The sequence below is a fragment of the Streptomyces sp. NPDC056835 genome (genome assembly GCF_042789485.1).
Lineage (GTDB): Bacteria > Actinomycetota > Actinomycetes > Streptomycetales > Streptomycetaceae > Streptomyces.
The window spans coordinates 280,677-299,843 of the sequence record NZ_JBHUBB010000004.1 but is presented as its reverse complement, the minus strand read 5'-3'; the positions used below and the strand labels follow the sequence as shown (position 1 = coordinate 299,843).

General features: G+C 70.6%; 16 protein-coding genes. 4 read left to right on the top strand and 12 right to left on the bottom strand.

The annotated features are described in order from the left end of the window. Positions 1–59: 59 nt before the first annotated feature. The 4 genes from ACFRMN_RS07095 to ACFRMN_RS07080 form a co-directional block, all read right to left on the bottom strand. Entirely contained in the window at positions 60–1,010 is a 951-nt protein-coding gene (locus tag ACFRMN_RS07095; RefSeq protein WP_383014452.1) for a cytochrome c oxidase assembly protein, read from the bottom strand. Positions 1,011–1,143: 133 nt separating this feature from the next. Continuing rightward, positions 1,144–2,169, bottom strand: coding sequence for a 6-phosphofructokinase (locus ACFRMN_RS07090; RefSeq protein ID WP_383014449.1), 1,026 nt, complete (start codon positions 2,167–2,169; stop codon positions 1,144–1,146). 173 nt (positions 2,170–2,342) lie between these two features. Beyond that, entirely contained in the window at positions 2,343–3,071 is a 729-nt protein-coding gene (locus ACFRMN_RS07085) for a type 1 glutamine amidotransferase (protein WP_383014447.1), read from the bottom strand. A gap of 49 nt (positions 3,072–3,120) precedes the next feature. Next, complete coding sequence (locus tag ACFRMN_RS07080) at positions 3,121–4,359, bottom strand: MurT ligase domain-containing protein (RefSeq protein WP_383014445.1); 1,239 nt, start codon at positions 4,357–4,359, stop codon at positions 3,121–3,123. 115 nt (positions 4,360–4,474) lie between these two features. Between ACFRMN_RS07080 and def the strand changes: the two genes are divergently transcribed. After that, positions 4,475–5,020, top strand: coding sequence for a peptide deformylase (def, locus tag ACFRMN_RS07075; protein WP_383014442.1), 546 nt, complete (start codon positions 4,475–4,477; stop codon positions 5,018–5,020). A 120-nt stretch (positions 5,021–5,140) separates the two neighbouring features. Here the strand turns inward: def and ACFRMN_RS07070 are convergent, their stop codons facing one another. Further along, positions 5,141–5,785 carry a TetR family transcriptional regulator gene (locus tag ACFRMN_RS07070; RefSeq protein WP_383014439.1) on the bottom strand — a complete coding sequence of 215 codons (645 nt, stop codon included), beginning with the start codon at positions 5,783–5,785 and terminating at the stop codon, positions 5,141–5,143. Between the two features lie 176 nt (positions 5,786–5,961). On the opposite strand from ACFRMN_RS07070, the gene ACFRMN_RS07065 reads away from it, so the two are divergent. Continuing rightward, positions 5,962–7,191, top strand: a complete 1,230-nt coding sequence (locus ACFRMN_RS07065; RefSeq protein ID WP_383014436.1) for an acyl-CoA dehydrogenase family protein — start codon at positions 5,962–5,964, stop codon at positions 7,189–7,191. Positions 7,192–7,255: 64 nt separating this feature from the next. Here ACFRMN_RS07065 and ACFRMN_RS07060 read toward each other — a convergent pair whose 3' ends face one another. After that, the gene (locus ACFRMN_RS07060) at positions 7,256–7,744 is read right to left on the bottom strand and encodes a glutathione peroxidase (RefSeq protein WP_383014433.1); all 489 of its coding nucleotides are present in this window, start codon (positions 7,742–7,744) and stop codon (positions 7,256–7,258) included. A 129-nt stretch (positions 7,745–7,873) separates the two neighbouring features. Between ACFRMN_RS07060 and ACFRMN_RS07055 the strand changes: the two genes are divergently transcribed. After that, complete coding sequence (locus tag ACFRMN_RS07055) at positions 7,874–8,083, top strand: DUF6011 domain-containing protein (protein ID WP_383014566.1); 210 nt, start codon at positions 7,874–7,876, stop codon at positions 8,081–8,083. A gap of 117 nt (positions 8,084–8,200) precedes the next feature. Here the strand turns inward: ACFRMN_RS07055 and ACFRMN_RS07050 are convergent, their stop codons facing one another. Together ACFRMN_RS07050 and ACFRMN_RS07045 are read right to left on the bottom strand one after the other, a co-directional pair. Further along, entirely contained in the window at positions 8,201–9,079 is an 879-nt protein-coding gene (locus tag ACFRMN_RS07050; protein WP_383014430.1) for an acyl-CoA thioesterase, read from the bottom strand. 82 nt (positions 9,080–9,161) lie between these two features. Beyond that, positions 9,162–11,735 carry a DEAD/DEAH box helicase gene (locus ACFRMN_RS07045; protein ID WP_383014428.1) on the bottom strand — a complete coding sequence of 858 codons (2,574 nt, stop codon included), beginning with the start codon at positions 11,733–11,735 and terminating at the stop codon, positions 9,162–9,164. Positions 11,736–11,810: 75 nt separating this feature from the next. Here ACFRMN_RS07045 and ACFRMN_RS07040 point away from each other — a divergent pair, with 75 nt between their 5' ends. Then, a complete protein-coding gene (locus tag ACFRMN_RS07040; protein ID WP_383014425.1) occupies positions 11,811–12,602 on the top strand; it encodes a metal-dependent hydrolase in 792 nt (263 codons plus the stop codon). A gap of 48 nt (positions 12,603–12,650) precedes the next feature. Here the strand turns inward: ACFRMN_RS07040 and ACFRMN_RS07035 are convergent, their stop codons facing one another. The 4 genes from ACFRMN_RS07035 to ACFRMN_RS07020 form a co-directional block, all read right to left on the bottom strand. Beyond that, complete coding sequence (locus ACFRMN_RS07035; protein ID WP_383014422.1) at positions 12,651–13,931, bottom strand: cytochrome P450; 1,281 nt, start codon at positions 13,929–13,931, stop codon at positions 12,651–12,653. Positions 13,932–13,985: 54 nt separating this feature from the next. Beyond that, positions 13,986–15,626, bottom strand: coding sequence for an FAD-dependent oxidoreductase (locus tag ACFRMN_RS07030; protein WP_383014419.1), 1,641 nt, complete (start codon positions 15,624–15,626; stop codon positions 13,986–13,988). 173 nt (positions 15,627–15,799) lie between these two features. Continuing rightward, the gene (locus tag ACFRMN_RS07025) at positions 15,800–17,581 is read right to left on the bottom strand and encodes an ABC transporter ATP-binding protein (RefSeq protein ID WP_383014416.1); all 1,782 of its coding nucleotides are present in this window, start codon (positions 17,579–17,581) and stop codon (positions 15,800–15,802) included. Further along, entirely contained in the window at positions 17,578–19,002 is a 1,425-nt protein-coding gene (locus tag ACFRMN_RS07020; RefSeq protein WP_383014413.1) for an ABC transporter transmembrane domain-containing protein, read from the bottom strand. The genes ACFRMN_RS07025 and ACFRMN_RS07020 overlap by 4 nt, the downstream gene beginning before the upstream one ends. Between the last annotated feature and the right edge of the window lie 165 nt (positions 19,003–19,167).

The following is a 19,167-nucleotide window of genomic DNA, read 5'->3' as shown; positions in this document are numbered from 1 at the left end:
GCGTCCTCCTCCTGGCCGGGGCCATGACGCCCATCGTCGCCCGGGACCAGGGGTTCGCGCTACTGCCCCCGGGCCTGAAGTGAGGCCAGATAGGCGTTGTACGCCGCCAGTTCCTTGTCACCGTCCCGGTCGGCGGCCCGGTCCGAGCGCTTCGCCTGCCGCTGCTCCGAGCGGTACCACTGGAAGACCAGCGCGAGCAGGACCAGCACCGACGGGATCTCGCTGAACGCCCAGGCGATACCGCCCGCCGCGTTCTGATCGGTCAGCGCGTCGATGCCGAGCGAGGCCGGGGGATCGCGGTACGCGCTGACCATCGGCTCGCTCGCCATCATCAGCGCGATCCCGAAGAACGCGTGGAACGGCATCCCGGCGAAGAGCTCCAGCATCCGCATCACATAGCCGGGCCGGTGCGGCCCCGGGTCGACGCCCATGATCGGCCAGAAGAACACCAGCCCGACCGCGAGGAAGTGCACCATCATCGCGATGTGCCCGGTCTTGGACCCCATCAGGAAGTCGAAGAGGGGTGTGAAGTACAGCCCGTACAGGCTCGCGATGAAGAGCGGGATGGTGAAGGCGGGGTGCGTGACGATCCGTACGTAGCGGCTGTGCAGCACAGCAAGCAGCAGCTCGCGCGGACCCTTGCGGCCGCGCCCCGCGACCGGCAGCGCGCGCAGCGCCAGCGTCACCGGGGCGCCGAGCAGCAGCAGGATCGGCGAGACCATGCTGATGATCATGTGCTGGACCATGTGCACGCTGAACATGACCATGCCGTAGTCGTTCAGCTTGGTGCACATCACCAGCGCCACGGTCAGTACGCCGATGACGAACGCGACGGTGCGGCCCACCGGCCAGCTGTCGCCGCGCCGCCGGAGCCGCAGTACGCCCCAGCCGTACAGGACCAGTCCCAGCAGACAGCCGATCAGGAAGAAAAGGTCCGGGGAGAACTCCAGTGCCCGTCCCAGCGTGAACGGCGGCAGATCCATGGTCATGCCGTGCCCGCTGTGATCCATCCGTCCGCTCCCGGAATCGTGTCGATTGTCCGCACCAGACTAGAACCGCCCCCGGCCGCAGCTGCGAGCGGGGGCGGTTCCAGCAGGGTTCCAGAGGGGTTCCCTCGCGGTTCCACGGTGGTTCAATCGCGGATCAGAGCACGCACTCCGCCTCGGCGTACCGCTCCGCGGGCACCGTCTTGAGCGTCTCGACGGCCTCGCCCAGCGGCACCATCACGATGTCCGTGCCGCGCAGCGCCGTCAGCATCCCGAACTCGCCGCGGTGCGCGGCCTCGACGGCGTGCCAGCCGAAGCGGGTGGCCAGGACCCGGTCGTACGCCGTGGGGGTGCCGCCGCGCTGGACATGGCCGAGTATCACCGGCCTGGCCTCCTTGCCCAGCCGCTCCTCCAGCTCGATCGAGAGCTGCCTGGCCACGCCCGCGAAGCGCTCGTGGCCGTAGATGTCCTTGCCGCCCACGTCGAACTCCATGGAGCCCTCGCGCGGCTTCGCGCCCTCCGCGACCACCACGATCGCGAACCGCTTGCCCGCCGAGAAGCGCTTGCCGACCACCTCGGTCAACTCGCCGATGTCGAAGGGCCGCTCGGGCACGACGATGGCGTGGGCGCCCGCGGCCATCCCGGAGTGCAGCGCGATCCACCCGGTGTGCCGGCCCATGACCTCGACGATCAGCACGCGCTGGTGGGACTCGGCGGTGGTCTTCAGCCGGTCGAGCGCCTCGGTGGCGACCCCGACGGCCGTGTCGAAGCCGAAGGTCACATCGGTCGAGGCGATGTCGTTGTCGATGGTCTTCGGTACGCCGACGATCGGCAGCCCGGCCTCGGAGAGCAGATGGGCGGCCTTGAGAGTGCCCTCACCGCCGATCGGGATGATCGCGTCGATACCCAGGTCGGCCACATGTCCCCGGGCGCGCTCCACGCCGTCCCGCAGATGCGCGGGCTGCACCCGGGAGGAGCCCAGGATCGTGCCGCCGCGGGCGAGGATGCCGGCGACCGCGTCCAGATCGAGCTTGCGGTAGTCGCACTCCAGGAGGCCTTTCCAGCCGTCATGGAAGCCGATCACCTCGTCGCCGTGGTCGACGACGGCGCGGTGTACGACGGACCTGATCACGGCGTTGAGGCCGGGGCAGTCGCCGCCTGAGGTGAGCACACCAATTCGCATTGCCCGCAATACCTTCGCTTCGTGGGCCGACGGCCGGACCCCATCGTCCGGCCTGGTCGCCGCCACCCTACCGGCGGGCGGTGGGGGGACCGAAACCCGGCGTCCGACTGCTGGACAGACCCCGCCGGCGCCCCCGCCGGAGGGCGGGGGCTCGCGGAGACCTCGGACCGGCGTCAGGCGGGCTGGATCGCGGAGGCGACCCGCTCGGCGCGCAGCGCCTCGTACCAGCGGTCGTCGGTCGGCGGCAGCGCGTTCACATCGAGGGCCAGCTTCAGCAGCAGGTCCGCGATCTGCGGATTGCGGGCCATCACAGGACCGTGCATGTACGTGCCGAAGACGGTCCCGTTGTACGCGCCCTCCGTACCGTCGCCCGTGCCGTTGCCGCGGCCGAGCCGTACCCGCGCGAACGGCCGGGCCGTCGGACCCAGGTGCGTGATGCCCTGGTGGTTCTCGAACCCCGTCAGCTGCGGCAGGTTCAGCTGCGGGTCGATGTCGGCCAGTACGTCACCGACGCACCGCTCGCCCTCGCCGCGGGTGGAGACCACGTCGAGCAGCCCGAGGCCGGCCTCGCGCTCGCCCAGATCGTTGACGAACTCGTGCCCGAGGATCTGGTAGCCGGCACAGACCGAGAACACGATCGCGCCGTTCGAGACCGCCCGGCTGAGCCCGCCGTCACGGCGCAGCCGCTCCGCGGCCAGCCGCTGGGGCCGGTCCTCACCGCCGCCGATCAGATAGATGTCGCCCGAGGTCGGCACCGGCTGGTCGCTGCGTACATCGACGCGGGTGACGTTCAGACGGCGCTGGTGGGCCCGGCGCTCCACCACCAGGGCGTTGCCCTGGTCCCCGTAGGTGCTCAGCAGGTCGGGGTAGATCCACACCAGGCGCAGGCTGCTGTCGCTCATTCTCGCTCGTCCTTCAGGGTTCCGAGGGGTCTGGTTTGCCGGCACCGGGTCAGTTGCCGACACGGCGGCGCAGGTCCTGGAACGAGGTGTAGTTCGCGATCGCCTCGATCCGTCCGGGCGGCGCCATCTGCACGGCCTCGTCCGGGGTCTCACAGACACGGAAGTCGAGACCGGCGACTTCGAGGCGTACCGCGAGGTCCAGCTTCCGGTCCCCGATGATGAAGATCGGATGGCCGGCCAGCCGGGTGTAGTCGACGTCCCACAGCCAGGAGGTGTCCGTGCCGTCCGCGCCACGGGCGTTGACGGCGAGGATGACCGGGGTCGGCGGCGGATCGATGAGGGAGAAGGTCTCCAGCCAGCCCGCGGGGTTCTTCGCGAGCAGCAGCCGCAGATCCCGGCCGAGGAACGACACCACGTCGTACCGGCCGGCCACGGCCTGCACCTGGTACATCCGCTCCAGCGCCACCTGCGGCGGCACCCCGAAGGTCGCCGCGACGGCGGCGGAGGTGGCGGCGTTCGCCTTGTTCGCGCGGCCGGGCAGCTGGAGGTGGATCGGCCAGGCGGAGCCGTGCGGGTCGAGGACATGGTCGCCGTGCAGCGCCCAGCTGGGCGGCGGCCTGCGGAAACCGCACTCACCGCAGAACCAGTCGTCGCCGGGGCGCTGCATCACACCGCCGCAGGCGGGGCAGGACCAGGCGTCGTCCTTCCACTCCTGTCCCGCCGCGACCCAGACCACATTGGGCGAGGAGGAGGCGGCCCAGACGATCAGCGGGTCGTCGGCGTTGGCGATGACGACGGCCTTCGTACCCGCCAGGCCCTCGCGCCACTTCTCGGCGAGCATCCGGGTCTCCGCGGCGCGGTCGAGCTGGTCGCGGGAGAGATTCAGCAGGGCGATGGCCTTGGGCGTTGTGTCCCGCGCCACCCCGGCGAGGTACTTCTCGTCGACCTCGATCACGCCGTACTTGGCGTCCGAACCGCCCGCCAGGGCCGAGGTGATACCGGCCGGCATATTGGCGCCGAGAGCGTTGGAGACCACGGGTCCCGCGGCCCGCAGCGCCTCCGCGATCAGCCGCGTCGTGGTGGTCTTGCCATTGGTCGCCGACACGAGGATGACGTCGAGATGCTGCGCCAGCCGTCCGAGCAGATCGGGGTCGAGTCTGAGCGCGACCTTCCCGCCGATCACCGATCCGCTGCCGCGGCCCGCGGCGCGCGACACCGCTGCCGCGGCCCTGCCCGCCGTCACGGCCAGCTTGGCCCGCGGCGTCAGCGGGTCCGTGTTGCCTGACATCGCCTTGATCCTCCTTGCGTCGGTCCGTGGGTCAGCCTATCGAGATCCGGCCAGGGGCCCGAACCGCGGCACCGGGCAGAAGGCGGGGGTCACCACGGACCGTACCCTGACCGTCATGCGAAACCGTCCGATCCCCGGCAGTACCGGGCGAGTACGAGCCATGCGAATGCTCGGTGATCCCGTGCTCCACACCCCCTGCGAACCCGTCACCGACTTCGGCCCCGCGCTCGCGGAGCTGATCGAGGATCTTTTCGCGACGATGTACGCCGCCCGGGGGGTCGGGCTCGCCGCCAATCAGATCGGCGTGCCCCTCCGGGTGTTCGTCTTCGACTGTCCGGACGACGAGGACGTCCGCCACCTCGGACACCTCGTCAACCCGCGGCTGACCGAGGCGGACGGGGTCACGCTGCGCGGCCCCGAGGGCTGTCTCTCGCTGCCCGGCCTGGAAGCGGGTACGGAGCGGTACGACCACGCCGTGGCCGAGGGCGTCACACAGGACGGCGCGCCGGCGCGGATCGAGGGCTCGGGGTTCTTCGCGCGCTGTCTCCAGCACGAGAGCGACCATCTGGAGGGTCTTGTCTATCCCGACCGGCTCTCCGGGTGGCGGCGAGCGAAGACGCTGCGGGCCGCGCGCAAGGCGCCCTGGGCCACCGGCTCGTAGCACCGGTTTGTAGCGCACCGGCTCGTAGCACCGGTTCGTAGCGCACCGGCTCATGGCGCGCGGGGTTACGCGTACGCTCGCGGCGCCCGGGCGGCTCGCGGGGCGCGCTCCCGCCGTTCGTCAGAAGCCGGGGCCGCCCGCGCGGTCGCTCACATCCGCCAGCCGCCCCCACAGCAGATCCGCCAGGCTGCGCACCAACTGCTCCCGTGAGCAGGGCCGTTCCCCGAGCCACCAGTCACCGGCGCCGTGCATCATGCCGACGATGCCATGGCCCCAGACCCGGGACAGCTGCTCGCTGTCGGGGCCGAGGTCGACCCGCTCCTCTATGACCTTGGCGAGTTCCTCGCCGAGACGGCGCAGCAGCGGCGCGGAGTGGCGGCCGACGTCGAAGCCCTGCTCGGGCGCTTGCGCGTCCTCGGCCGGATGCATCAGGAACCGGTACACCTGGGGACGCGCCTCGATCGCGGCTAGATACGTGTCGAGCGTGGCCTCGACGCGCCGGCGCCGCTCGGCGGGGGCGTCGAGCGCGGTCCGCAGGGCGTCCAGCAGCGCGTCGGTGTGGCGCTTGGCGAGCGCGCGGTAGAGGCCGCCCTTGTCGCCGAAGTGACGGTAGAGAATGGGTTTGGTGATGCCCGCCTCGGCGGCGATGGCGTTCATGGACGCCTGCGGCCCGTCCCTGAGCACCACTCGGTCCGCGGCCTCCAGAAGCTGGCGCCGTCGCGCCCGCGCCGACCGCTGCTGCTCGGCTTGCTGTGTGGTCTCCATAGGTCTGTCTCCCCGCCCCTGCGATTGCCTGACGCCCCGGCAAAGTAACACCCTGCCCCTCATCGACGCTGATCAGGCCGTCGCCCGTTGACATTTCCTACTTACGGGTAACAGGCTAGGGTTACCGTAGGTAACAACGGTGACGGCTCAGCGGTCGCGCAGCGCTGGAGGGGTACATGGCCGAGTTCACGCTCGATCTCAATGACGACCAGAAGCAGATACGCGACTGGCTCCACGGCTTCGCCGCGGATGTCATCCGCCCGGCCGCCGCGGAGTGGGACGAGCGTGAGGAGACGCCGTGGCCGGTCATCCAGGAGGCCGCCAAGGTAGGCATCTACTCCCTGGACTTCTACGCCCAGCAGTTCTTCGACCCCACGGGCCTCGGTATCCCGATGGCGATGGAGGAGCTGTTCTGGGGTGACGCGGGCATCGCCCTGTCGATCGTCGGTACGGGCCTGGCGGCCGTCGGCGTCCTCGCCAACGGTACGGAGGAACAGATCGGCACCTGGATTCCGCAGATGTACGGCGACGCGGACGAGGTGAAGGTCGCCGCCTTCTGCTCCTCCGAACCCGACGCGGGCTCCGACGTGGCCGCGATGCGTACCCGCGCCGTGTACGACGGGGCGAAGGACGAGTGGGTGCTCAACGGCACCAAGACCTGGGCGACCAACGGCGGGATCGCCAACGTCCATGTGGTGGTCGCCGTCGTCGACAGCGAACTGGGTTCCAGGGGCCACGCCTCCTTCATCGTCCCGCCGGGCACCCCCGGCCTCACCCAGGGCCAGAAGTTCAAGAAGCACGGCATCCGCGCCTCCCACACCGCCGAGGTGGTCCTGGAGGACGTCAGGATCCCGGGCCACTGTCTGCTCGGCGGCAAGGAAAAGCTCGACGAACGGCTGGCGCGGGCCCGGGAGCGGGCCAACACGTCCGGCGGCGAGCGGGTGAAGAACGCGGCGATGGCCACCTTCGAGGCCTCACGCCCGGCCGTCGGCGCGATGGCGGTGGGCACCGCGCGCGCGGCGTACGAGGTCGCCCTCGACTACGCGAAGACCCGCAGCCAGTTCGGCCGCCCGATCATCGACAACCAGGGCATAGCCTTCCAGCTGGCCGATATGCGCACCCGGATCGACGCCTCCCGGCTGCTGGTGTGGCGGGCTTCCTGGATGGCGACCACGGGCAAGCCGTTCACCTCGGCCGAGGGGTCCATGTCCAAGCTGTACGCGAGCGAGACGGCGAAGCGGGTCACGGCGCAGGCCGTACAGATACTCGGCGGCAACGGCTTCACCCGCGAGTACCCGGTGGAGCGGATGCACCGGGACGCCGCGATCTACACCATCTTCGAAGGGACGAGCGAGATCCAGCGCCTGGTGATCGCCCGCACGCTGTCGGGGATGCCGATCCGCTGACGCGCGCCACCTACGCCCGAGCGGGCCCGCTCGACGAAGGGCGGGCCCGCTCGGCGGCGATGGCTCAGGCCGGCAGCTGCGCCTCGATCGCCGCGACGACCTCCGGCGCCTCCGGCTCCGTGCGCGGCCGGATACGGCTGACGACCTCGCCCTTGGGGGAGATCAGGAACTTCTCGAAGTTCCACTGCACATCGCCGGCCTCGCCCTCGGAGTCGGCCGTCTTCGTCAGCTCCGCGTACAGCGCGTGCCGGGTCTCCCCGTTCACATCCGTCTTCTCCAGCAGCGGGAACGTGACCCCGTACGTCGCCGAGCAGAACGTCCCGATCTCCTCCGCGGTGCCGGGCTCCTGGCCCGCGAACTGGTTGCAGGGCACGCCGAGGACCGTGAACCCCCGGTCGCCGTACTGCTGCTGGAGCCGTTCCAGTCCCGCGTACTGCGGGGTGAGACCGCACTTGGAGGCGACGTTCACCAGCAGCACGGCCTTGCCCTCGTACGCGGCCAGGGAGGTGGGCTCACCGGTCAGAGTGTTCAGCGGAATGTCGTACAGAGTCATCGAGATCTCCTCGGTATCCGGTGTTCTCAGCTCATTGTGGACCCGCGGACGATCACCCCGGCGGGCAGGGCTGATACAGCTGGGACCGTGCAGGAATCACAGCGCCCCTCAGAGCACCACGACGACCGGCTGCCCGGCACGGAACCGGACGACCCCACGCATCGGCTGGTCCGGTGCGGGATGTGCGGCAGGCCGCTCACCGGCACGGCGTCGCGCCGTACCGGTCTCGGCCCGGCCTGTGACGCCAAACTCCATCCGCCCGCGCCGGACATCAGGACCCGGCGGCGCGAGGCCGATCAGGACCCGCTCCCGGGGATCTGGGGCGTGTCCTCACCGTAGGACGTGTCTTCACCGTAGAGCCGTCCGCCCGAAGGGCGTCAGCGGCAGGGATCCATCGGCGTCGGAGAGCTCCACCGGACTCGTCGGCTAGGCCCTGTCCGGCCGATCTTCGCGGATCTAACCCCGCGTGTCATGGCGGCGGAACAGCCCCTCCTGCACCACCGACACCAGCAGCTTCCCCTCGCGGTCGTAGATACGCCCCCGGGCCAGCCCCCGCCCGCCCGTCGCGATCGGCGACTCCTGGTCGTACAGGAACCAATCGTCCGCCCGGAACGGACGGTGGAACCACATCGCGTGGTCCAGCGACGCCATGTCGAAGCCCCGCGGGCCCCACAGCGGCTCCACCGGGATGCGCACCGCGTCCAGCAGCGTCATGTCGCTCGCGTATGTCAGCGCGCAGGTGTGCACCAGCGGATCGTCGCCCAGCGGGCCCACCGCGCGCATCCAGACGGCGCTGCGCGCGTCCGCGTCCTTGATCTCCTCGCGCGTCCAGCGCAGCCGCTCCACGTACCGAATATCGAATGGCTGGCGCCGAGCCATCCGCTCCAGCGGTTCCGGGAGTTGGCCCAGATGCTCGCGTACCTCCTCCGAGACCGTGGGCAGCGACTCGGGGTCCGGGAAGTCCAGCCGGGGCGGCAACTGGTGCTCGAAGCCGCCCTCCTCGGGGTGGTGGAAGGAGGCCGTCAGATTGAAGATCGTACGGCCCTGCTGAACGGCGGTGACCCGGCGTGTGGTGAACGACCGGCCGTCCCTGATCCGTTCGACCTGATAGACGATCGGGACACCCGGACGGCCCGGCCGCAGGAAGTACGCGTGCAGCGAGTTGACCGGGCGGTCCCCGTCCGTGGTCCGGCCGGCCGCGACCAGCGCCTGGCCCGCCACCTGCCCGCCGAAGACCCGTTGCAGGGACTCCTGGGGGCTGCGCCCGCGGAAGATGTCGACCTCGATCCGCTCCAGGTCGAGCAGATCGACCAGTCTCTCGGCGGGGTTTGTCATGGCGCGGTGTTCTCCCGTTCTCGGTGCTGTGTGAATCTCCGGGCCGGCCCGGGGCCCTCGGAGCTGATCCGGTCCATGGCTCTCAGAGCTGACCGACGGCCGTGACACGCACCACCGCCAGCCCCTCCTCGTCGGAGGCCGCGAGATCGACCTCCGCGCTGATGCCCCAGTCATGATCGCCGTTCGGGTCGGCGAAGGTCTGCCGGACCCGCCACAGGCCGTGTGCCGGGTCCTCCTCGATGGAGAGCAGTTTCGGCCCGCGGGCGTCGGGACCGGTGCCCAGGTCCTCGTACTCGTCCCAGTACGCGTCCATCGCCTCGCCCCACGCGTCCTCGTCCCAGCCCGACTCGGCGTCCAGCTCGCCCAGTTCACGGACATGGTCCAGCGCCGCCAGCTCGACCCGGCGGAACATCGCGTTGCGTACGAGGACCCGGAAGGCGCGGGCGTTGGCCGTGACCGGCCTGACCTGGTCGGCCTTCTCCTGCGCCTGCTCGGCGGTCTCCACCTCGGGGTTGGCCAGCTGCTCCCACTCGTCGAGGAGACTGGAGTCGACCTGCCGGACCATCTCACCGAGCCAGGCCGTGAGATCCTCCAGATCCTCCGACTTGAGATCGTCCGGAATGGTGTGTTCCAGGGCCTTGTACGCGCCCGCGAGGTAGCGCAGCACAATGCCCTCGGTACGGGCCAGCTCGTAGTGGGAGGTGAACTCGGTGAAGGACAGCGCCCGTTCGTACATGTCACGGATCACGGACTTCGGCGAGACCGGATGGTCACCGACCCACGGATGGCTCGTGCGGTACGTGTTGTACGCGTGCACCAGCAGCTCTTCGAGCGGCTTGGGATAGGTGACCTCCTGAAGCCGCTCCATCCGCTCCTCGTACTCGATCCCGTCCGCCTTCATCGCGCCGACCGCCTCGCCGCGCGCCTTGTTCTGCTGGGCGGCGAGGATCTGCCGCGGATCGTCGAGCGTGGACTCGACGACGGAGACCATGTCCAGGGCGTACGACGGCGATTCGGGGTCCAGCAGCTCGAACGAGGCCAGCGCGAAGGTCGACAGCGGCTGGTTGAGCGCGAAGTCCTGCTGGAGATCGACGGTGAGCCGGACGATACGGCCCTCGGAGTCGGGGGTCGCCAGCCGCTCCACCACCCCGCCGTCCAGCAGTGAGCGGTAGATGGCGATGGCCCGCCGGATGTGCCGCAGCTGCTGCCTGCGCGGCTCGTGATTGTCCTCCAGCAGACGGCGCATCGCCTCGAAGGCGTTGCCCGGCCGCGCGATGACCGACAGCAGCATGGTGTGGGTGACCCGGAAGCGGGAGGTCAGCGGCTCGGGATCGGAGCCGATAAGCTTTTCGAACGTGGTGTCCGACCAGGCCACAAAGCCCTCGGGGGCCTTCTTCCGCACCACCTTGCGGCGCTTCTTCGGATCGTCGCCCGCCTTCGCGAGCGCCTTCTCGTTCTCCACGACATGCTCCGGCGCCTGCGCGACGACCAGCCCCGCCGTATCGAACCCGGCCCGGCCCGCCCGGCCCGCGATCTGGTGGAACTCCCGGGCGCGCAGGGTGCGGACGCGATTGCCGTCGTACTTGGTGAGCGCGGTGAACAGCACCGTACGGATGGGGACGTTGACACCGACCCCGAGCGTGTCCGTACCGCAGATGACCTTCAGCAGACCCGCCTGGGCAAGCTTCTCCACCAGCCGCCGGTACTTGGGCAGCATGCCCGCGTGGTGCACCCCGATGCCGTGGCGCACATAGCGGGAGAGATTGCGGCCGAACTTGGTGGTGAAGCGGAAGTTGCCGATCAGATCGGCGATCCGGTCCTTCTCCTCGCGCGTACACATATTGATGCTCATCAGCGACTGCGCCCGCTCGACGGCGGCGGCCTGCGTGAAGTGCACGATATAGACGGGTGCCTGCCTGGTCTCCAGCAGTTCGGTCAGCGTCTCGGTGATCGGGGTGAGGCGGTACTCGTACGACAGCGGGACCGGCCGGGTCGCGGACCGTACGACGGAGGTCGGCCGGCCCGTGCGACGGGTCAGGTCCTCCTCGAAGCGGGAGACGTCACCGAGCGTCGCCGACATCAGGATGAACTGCGCCTGCGGCAGCTCCAGGATCGGGATCTGCCAGGCCCAGCCGCGGTCCGGCTCGGCGTAGAAGTGGAACTCGTCCATCACCACCTGGCCGATATCGGCGTGCTTGCCGTCGCGCAGCGCGATGGAGGCCAGCACCTCGGCCGTACAGCAGATCACCGGGGCGTCGGCGTTGACGGAGGCGTCGCCGGTCAGCATGCCGACGTTCTCCGTGCCGAAGAGCTTGCACAGGTCGAAGAACTTCTCCGAGACCAGCGCCTTGATCGGCGCGGTGTAGAAGGTGACCTTGTCCTGCGCCAGCGCCGTGAAGTGCGCACCCGCCGCGACCAGGCTCTTTCCGGAGCCGGTGGGGGTGGACAGAATCACATTGGCCCCGGAGACCACCTCGATCAGCGCCTCCTCCTGAGCCGGATAGAGCGTGATGCCCTGGCCCTCGGCCCAGGAGGAGAACGCCTCGAAGAGGGCATCGGGGTCGGCATCCGGCGGCAGCTGATCGATAAGGGTCACGCCCCCATCTTGCCTGTCTTCCGCCCCGATCAGGGAACCGGACGACAGGTCGAAGATCACGGACGATACGCTGACCTGTCAACTGGGCTTCGCCACACTGGCCTTCACCACACGCGCACGGGGACGGGTACGACCATGATGGGACCGGCACACTCTCTGTCAGGGGCAGCGGCCTGGCTGGGGGTGGGCGCCGCCGCGGCCGCCGCCGGCCACACCATGCCGTGGCCCGTCCTGGTGGTCGGCGCGCTGATCACCGCGGGCGCCGCGCTCGCCCCCGACCTCGATCACAAGGCCGCGACGATCTCCCGGGCCTTCGGACCGGTGTCCAAAGCTCTCTGCGAGATCGTCGACAAGCTGTCGTTCGCCGTCTACAAGGCGACCAGGAAGCCCGGAGACCCCCGCAGGACCGGCGGCCACCGCACCCTGACCCATACCTGGCTGTGGGCGGTGCTGATCGGCGGCGGTGCCTCGCTGCTGGCGATCACCGCCGGGCGCTGGGGGGTGCTCGCGATCCTCTTCGTCCATCTGGTGCTCGCCGTGGAGGGCCTGCTGTGGCGGGCCGCCCGGGTCTCCAGCGATGTCCTCGTCTGGCTGCTCGGCGCGACCAGCGCCTGGATCCTGGCGGGCGTCCTGGACCAGCCGGGCAACGGCGCGGACTGGCTCTTCACCGCGCCGGGGCAGGAATACCTCTGGCTCGGTCTGCCGATCGTCCTCGGCGCGCTGGTGCACGACATCGGGGACGCCCTGACGGTCTCGGGCTGCCCGATCCTCTGGCCCATCCCGCTGGGCCGCAAGCGCTGGTACCCGATAGGCCCGCCGAAGGCGATGCGGTTCCGGGCCGGCAGCTGGGTGGAGCTGAAGGTGCTGATGCCGGCGTTCATGCTGCTGGGCGGGGTCGGCGGCGCGTCCGCCCTCAATCTGATCTGACGCGGCGGGCTCGTCGGCGGGGGCGCTCCCGTACAGGCCCGCGCATGGTCACGGCCGGCGCTGTCGCGCGGGGCCGACGCCGTCGATCTCGATCAGGAGGTGACGCGGGCCGCGCAGGCTCGGGCTCGGGCGGTAGGGCGGTGGGTCCTCGACGAGTCGGGGGTTCTTCAGCCGGTACGCGAGTTCGGTGAGGGCGATCCGTGTCTCGGGGCGGGCCAACGGGGCACCGAAGCAGTAGTGCGGGCCGCCGCCGAAGCCCAGGTGCTCGTTGTGCTCGCGATCGGGGTCGAAGCGGTCCGGATCGGAGACGAAGTCCGGGTCCCGGCTGCCGGCGGCGAGTACGAGTGTGACCGGTGAGCCCTTGGGGATGGTGGTGCCGGCGACCTCGATGTCGTCGAGGGTGGTCCGCGAGTTGGACAGGAACTGCACCGGCGGTTCGTAGCGCAGAAGTTCCTCGACCACTCGGGCGGCCAGATCGGGTTCGTCGCCGCGGCGCAGCCGGTCGAGCACCTGGGGGTGCCGCAACAGGGTGAGCATGCCGTTGGCGATGAGGTTGACGGTTGTCTCGTGGCCGGCGACGAGGAGCAGGGCCGCGTTGCTGAGCACCTGCTCGTACGGCATCGGCGCTTCGGGCCCCTCGCCGCTGACGAGCCCGGAGAGCAGGTCGTCGCCCGGGGGGCCGTGGCGGGCGTCGAGCAGTTCGGCGAAGTACTGGGCGAGGTCGGCGATGGCCTTGCTACGTCGGCGCTGCCGCTCCGCGATCCCGCCGGTGGTCGGGTCGGCGGCCTTGACGACCGCGTCGGACATCGCCTGGAATCGCGGTTCGTCGTCCCGGGGCACTCCCAGCAGCTGGCAGATCACCGTGACCGGGAAGGGATAGGCGAAGTCGTCGACGAGGTCGATCCGGGTCGTGCCCGACCCACCCTTGCCGGCGAAGTCGTCGATCTCGCTCGTCACGATCCCGAGCATGTCGGAGATCATGCTGTCGACGCGATCGGGGCGGTGGGGCGGCCCGAAGTTCCACGTGAGCAGGCGCCGGGCCCGGTCGTGTTCGGGCGGGTCGGTCTGGATGAAGGTGGGCGGCAGCCCGGCGGAGTCCTCTTCGGCGGCTTCCGCCGACGCGTCGGTGCCGTACTCGGCGAGGTGGCGCCGGTCCGAGCTGAGCCGTGGGTCGTGGAGGAGGGCGACGATCTCCCGGTAGGTGCTCACGACATAGCTCCCGTCCTCCGCCCGCACCACGGGTGTCTCGCGCAGTTCGGCGTAGAGCGGGTACGGGTCGGCGCGGTGGGAGTGGTCGAGGATCCGCTGCCAGATGCTGGTCCGAGCCATGGTGGGTGTCTCCCGTACCTCAGGTGTCCGGACACGCGGTGAGCCGGGCAGGGGTCACAGATACGTTCGGCGGACCAACGCGGCTCGCCGTTCGCTGGGTCCGTGGCCGGTCACCACGACGGTGGCCTCGGGGGTGGGCCGGGCCGGGACCTCGGCCGCGACCGGGTGACCGTCGGTGGGCGGGTCGACGGTATGGAAGGAGGGCGGGAACGGCGCGGCCCGGTCGATCAAGCCCTCGTAGAACTCCAGCCACTTGGCCTGGTTGAAGGCGACCGCGGCGGTGACGCGCCCGCGGTAGCCGTAGACCGCGACGAAGCGGCGCTCGGCCGGCGATCCCTGGGCGATGACGACCTGGTCGGCGAAGGTCGGGACGCCGACGGACTTGATCTCGGTGCCGAACTGGGTGGACCAGAACTCCGGCAGCGCCAGATGCGGCCAGCGCTCGCTCTGGGCGCTGATCATGTTGTGCGCGGCGATCTCCGCCTGGGCGACCGCGTTGCCCCAGTGCTCCAGGGCGAGGTACTGGTAGTCGTAGAGGGGATGCGGGCAGCGCGCCACGTCGCCCGCGACGAACACATCGTCCGTGACCACACCGTTGACGTCGACGGCGCGGCACCCCGCGTCGCACGCCACTCCCCAGAACCCCGCCGCCAGCCCCGAGCCTTCCAGCCATTCGACGTTGCGGACGCTGCCGAGCGCGGCCACCGCGACATCGACGTCCAGGGTGCTGCCGTCGGACAGCCGGGCTCGCCGCAGCCGCCCGCTGTCGTCGCCTTCCAGCGCCTCGACCTGAACGCCGCACCGCAGGTCGACCCCGTGGTCGCGCTGCATCTGCGCCGCGACGCGGCCGATCACCGCGCCGAGCGCCCCGACCAACGGGGCGGCCCCCCGCTCGGTGACCGTCACAGGAACGTCCAGCTCGCGACAGGCGGAGGCGACCTCACAGCCGGTGAACCCGGCACCGATGACCAGCACCCGGCCGGGTCCGGCCGTCAGACGTTGGCGCAGCCCGTCCGCGTCGTCCGGGGTGCGCAGCACGAACAGCCCGTCGAGCCCGGCCTCGGCCCCGTTCGGCCAGGGGCGGGCACGCCCCCCGGTGGCGATGAGCAACCGGTCGAAGCCCACCTTCTCGCCGTCGGCCAGGACCACCTGCCTGCCGCTCAGGTCAAGACCTGTGGCCGCGACTCCCAGCCGCCAGTGCGCGTCGAGCTCGTCGCGGCGGGGCAGTGCGGTCCGCCGCGCCGGAACCTGGCCGGTGAGGACCTGTTTGGACAGCGGCGGCCGGTCGTAGGGGGGTTGGGACTCGTCCCCGATCACGGTCAGCGAGCCGGCGAAGCCGTCCCGGCGCAGCACCCGCCCGGCCCGCAGACCGGCCAGGGACGCTCCGACGATGACGATACGCCCGGTGCGCTTGAACGCCTCCTCAGGGCTCGCGGCGTCCAAACGCGTCTCAGTGCCCGGGGCGTTCACACGCGCCTCGGCCCCTGGCCGACGGTTCCCGCCGTCCTCACGGTCGAGGAAGATGGCCTGGACCGGGCAGGCCGCCGCGGCCCGCGCGATCTTCTCCCGCTGCGCGTCATCCGGATCGGTGTCGTACAGCAGCGCCTCGTCCCCGCGCATGGCGAACACATCCGGCGCGGCGAAGGCGCACTGCGCGTACCCCTGGCACCGTGTGAGATCCACGACGATCTTCATGTGGACGCCCCTTCCGAACGCCGTGGATCGACCGTTTCGTCCACCCCTACGCGCGCACGCGGTCAGGCCCGCTCTCTCAGTGGATCACGGCACACAGGGGACCGCACCCCGCCACGGGCCGGCGCCCCCCTACGCCCACGCCCACGCCCTACGTCCTACGCCCTCGCGCTCCGTCAGCCGTGCCAGGAGCGCCACAAGGCGGCGTACGCGCCGTCCGCGGCCACCAGCTCGTCATGGCTGCCCAGCTCGCTGATCCGGCCCTCCTCGACCACCGCGATCACGTCCGCGTCATGCGCGGTGTGCAGCCGGTGGGCGATCGCCACGACCGTACGGCCGTCCAGGACGCGGGCCAGTGAACGTTCCAGATGCCGGGCCGCGCGCGGGTCCAGCAGCGAGGTCGCCTCGTCGAGCACCAGCGTGTGCGGGTCCGCGAGCACCAGCCGGGCCAGCGCGATCTGCTGGGCCTGGGCCGGGGTCAGCGCCGTACCGCCGGAACCGACCTCGGTGTCCAGGCCCTTGTCCAGCGCCCGCGCCCAGCCGTCCGCGTCCACCGCCGCCAGCGCCGCCCACAGCTCGGTGTCCGCCGCGCCCGTGCGCGCAAGCAGCAGATTGTCGCGCAGCGCGCCCACGAACACATGGTGTTCCTGGTTGACCAGGGCGACCTGCTCCCGTACCCGCTCGGCGGGCATCCTGGACAGCTCGGCGCCGCCCAGTGTGATCCGGCCCGTGCGCGGACCGTAGATGCCCGCGAGCAGCCGGCCCAGCGTCGACTTCCCGGCGCCCGACGGACCGACCAGCGCGAGGCGGGTGCCAGGACTGACGTCCAGCGTCACCCGGTGCAGTACGTCGACGCCCTCGCGGTAGCCGAAGTGCACCTTGTCGGCGCTGACGTCCCGCCCGTCGGGGATCACCGACGCGTCGCCCGCGTCCGGCTCGATGTCCCGTACCCCCACCAGCCGGGCGATGGAGACCTGCGCGACCTGGAGTTCGTCGTACCAGCGCAGGATGATGCCGACCGGTTCCACCAGCATCTGGGCGAGCAGCGCGCCCGTCGTCAGCTCCCCGACCGTGATCCAGCCCTGGAGGACGAAGACCCCGCCGATGACCAGCACCGCCAGGAAGATCGTCGTATGGGTGACAGTGATGACGGGGAACAGCACGGAACGCAGCCAGAGCGTGTACCTCTCCCAGGCCGTCCACTCCTTGATCCGCCGCTCCGACAGCTCCACCCGGCGCCCGCCTAGGCGGTGCGCCTCCACGGTCCGTCCCGCGTCGACGGTCTCGGCGAGCATGGCCGCGACGGCCGCGTATCCGGCGGCCTCCGAGCGGTACGCGGAGGGCGCGCGTTTGAAGTACCAGCGGCAGCCGACCACCAGCAGCGGCACCGCGAGCAGCACCGCGAGCGCCAGCGGCGGCGCGGTCACCGTCAGCGCGCCGAGCAGCAGCGCCACCCAGACGAGGCCGATCGCCAGCTGGGGCACGGCCTCGCGCATCGCGTTCGCCAGCCGGTCGATGTCGGTGGTGATCCGGGACAGCAGATCGCCGGTCCCCGCCCGTTCCAGCACACCGGGCGGCAGCCCGACAGACCTGACGAGGAAGTCCTCCCGCAGATCCGCGAGCATCTCCTCACCGAGCCTCGCCGCGCGCAGCCGCATCATCCGTACGAAGACGGTCTGGACGACCAGCGCGATCGCGAACAGCGCGGCGGTGCGCTCAAGATGCAGCTCGCGCACCCCGTCGGAGAGCTTCTCGACGATGTCGCCGAGCAGATAGGGGCCGACCATCGAGGCGATCACGGAGACCGTGTTGACCGAGATCAGCAGGATGAACGGGTTGCGGTGCCGACGCAGCAGCTCGCCCACGTAGGCGCGTACGGTCGAGGGCGTCCCGACGGGCAGGGTCGTCGCCGACTCCGGCGCCGCCGGGTCGTACGCCGGAGGGGCCACGCCGATCATGCTGATTCCTCGATCTCTTCCCGTGCCCGCGCTGACGCCGGCGCCATGATCTGTTTCTGTTCGTCCTCGGTCTCGCGGGTGACGACCGCCCGGTAGCCCGGTTCGTTCCGTACCAGCTCGCGGTGGGGACCGACCGCGGAGACCTGGCCCTCATGGATGAACACCACACGGTCCGCGTGGTCCAGCAGCAGCGGCGAGGACGCGAACACCACTGTCGTACGGCCGGCCCGCAGCTCCTTCACGCTCTGCGCGATCCGGGCCTCCGTATGCGAGTCCACGGCGGAGGTCGGCTCGTCCAGCACCAGCACCTCCGGGTCGGTCACCAGCGAACGGGCCAGCGCCAGCCGCTGGCGCTGGCCGCCGGAGAGTGACCGGCCGCGCTCGGTGATCCGGGACCGCATCGGGTCCCCGCTGCCGTCCACCGACGCCTGGACGAGGGCGTCGAGGACATCGCCGCACTGGGCCGCGGCCAGCGCCTTCTCCGGATCGACCGCGCCGGACGCCGGGATGTCCAGCAGCTCCCTGAGCGTCCCGGACAGCAGGACCGGGTCCTTGTCCTGGACGAGGACGCTGGCCCGTGCCGCGTCCAGCGGGAGGTCGTCCAGCGCCACCCCGCCGAGCAGCACGGACGCGCTCTTCTCCTCGCCGGAGGCATGGCCCCCGAGGCGTTCGGCGAGCCGCCCCGCCGCGTCCGGATCTCCGCACACCACGGCGGTGAGCAGCCCGGACGGGGCGCGAAGTCCGGTGACGGGGTCGTACAGATCGCCCGTCGGCCTGGCGTCGTCCAGCCCGCCGCGCTCCTCCTCGAACGCGGTCCGCTCCAGCGAGAGCACCCGGGCCGCGCGCTTCGCGGAGGGCCGGGAGAAGGAGTACGCCATGGCGATCTCCTCGAAGTGCCGCAGCGGGAAGAGCAGCAGCGTCACCGCGCTGTAGACGGTCACCAGACCGCCGACCTCGATCCTGCCGTCCAGCACGAGCTGGGCTCCGTACCAGATGACCGAGATCAGCATGATGCCCGGCAGCAGTACCTGGATCGCTGAGATCAGCGACCACATACGGGCGCTGTGCACGGCGGCCTCGCGTACCTCCTGCGAGGCGGCGCGGTAGCGGCCGAGGAACAGCTCCTCGCCGCCGATGCCCCGCAGCACCCGCAGCCCGGCGACGGTGTCCGAGGCCAGTTCGGTGGCCTTGCCCGCCTTCTCGCGCTGGACGTCGGCCCGTTGGGCGGCGCGGGGGAGCAGCGGCAGTACGGCGAGGGCGAGCACCGGCACGCCGATCGCGACCAGCGTCCCCAGCTCCGGCAGATACAGCACCAGCCCGACGCAGATGAGCACGATCGCGATGGCGGCGGCCAGGAAGCGCGAGAGCGCCTCCACGAACCAGCCGATCTTCTCGACGTCGCCGGAGGTTGCACATAACAATAACCTCCCCTCTGACCTGCGTAAAGACAGCAAAAGGCCCCGCCCGGTGTGGTACCTGGTGGGGCCAAGAGCTAGCTAGTGCGGGTGGCCGTCCGGCTGTTCGACGGGTCTCGCAGGAGTGCATGGGCCCGCCGCATAACCGCGTCGTCGTTTACGGTCAGAATG